Below are 1,140 nucleotides of genomic sequence, written 5' to 3'. Positions count from 1 at the left end.
GTCCTCACCGAGGCGGACTGGGCCGAGGTGAGCACCGACCTCTTCCTCGACCCCGTGCGCTTCCTCGTCGAGGAGATCTATGCCCCCGTCCCGCTCGGGTTCCGCCGGGACGGCGCGTACCTGTGCTGTCATCGCTGCCTGACCCTGCTCCATCCGGTATCCGACACCGAGTGGTGGTGCGAGCGCGACCAGTGCCGGCACCAAGGTCCCCCACCGCACGGCCGGGAACTCGTCACGTCCGAGGTGGGCGAGCTGCGTCAACTTCGGAAACCTCTACGGCAGTTCGTTACCGGGCCCGGACGCGCCGAGGTCTTTCTGGAGGGCGAGCTACGCGCCCTGGGCCTCACCGTCGAGATGTGGCCCGGCTTCGACGCGTACGACCTTCGCATCACCTTCCCCGACGGTCATGTGTGGGCCGTCGACGTCAAGGACTGGGCACACCCCGCCTTCCTCGGACGCGCCGCCACCGCCGTCCGCCCCGACCCCCCGTACGACGAAGCCTGTTGGGTGGTGCCCGCATTCCGGGTGCGCGCTCGCCGTGACTACCTGGCCATGTACGCCAAGGAGCGGGGCGCGGGGGCGGGCGGTCTGCGGCTGCTGACGGACGACCATCTGAAACGGACCGCGCGGCTGCGGCTGTCCGGCGAACGCGGGCCGGACGCGTCCATCGCGCCCTTGCACACCGTGCCTCCGGCCAGGGAGCACGGCGGGGCACGCACAGCGTCGTCCCGGTCCGGAAACCAGACCTCGGCGACCGACGGCGCCGAGAAGAAGGGAGCAGACCATGCGTGACCGCAGCATCTGGTACCAGCCGGTCGTCGCCGCACTGAGGCCTTGGCCCGAAGAACACGCCGGGACCCGGCCCGCTCTGCTCTGCCAGGTCGAACTCGCTCTGCGGCTGATGGAGACCGTGGCGCCCGGTCACGCTGCCGACGGGGCGTGGACGCTCCTCGGCGGCTACGGCCTCGCCTTCGCGCGGGCCTCGAAGCTCCCCACTGGCACCACCGAACAGGTCGCGCTGGCCGCGGCCCGGCACCTGCTCTGGCCGATGCGCCGCGGCCGGATGTGGCAGCAGATCCAGGACGCCTAACTGGAACTGCCCGAAAGGCGGCGCGCGAACCGCGTCCCCGCGGCCGGGCA

Annotated in this window: 1 protein-coding gene and 1 pseudogene; both read left to right on the top strand. The window is 71.5% G+C overall.

All coding sequences use genetic code 11. The features are described from left to right. Positions 1-792 (top strand): annotated as a pseudogene (locus ACFWI9_RS34650) (hypothetical protein); the annotation flags it as partial. Continuing rightward, a complete protein-coding gene (locus ACFWI9_RS34645) occupies positions 785-1,090 on the top strand; it encodes a hypothetical protein (RefSeq protein WP_387169363.1) in 306 nt (101 codons plus the stop codon). The pseudogene ACFWI9_RS34650 and the gene ACFWI9_RS34645, both read left to right, overlap by 8 nt. The last annotated feature ends 50 nt before the right edge of the window (positions 1,091-1,140 follow it).

It is taken from the genome of Streptomyces sp. NPDC127084, assembly GCF_042724175.1.
Taxonomy (GTDB): Bacteria; Actinomycetota; Actinomycetes; order Streptomycetales; family Streptomycetaceae; genus Streptomyces.
The sequence above is the reverse complement of the archived record's forward strand: the minus strand, read 5'-3'. Positions and strand labels throughout refer to the sequence as shown.

Excerpts from the sequence above, each read along its gene's own strand:
- ACFWI9_RS34645 (WP_387169363.1), top strand. The coding sequence starts at position 785 with ATGCGTGACCGCAGCATCTGGTACCAGCCGGTCGTCGCCGCACTGAGG.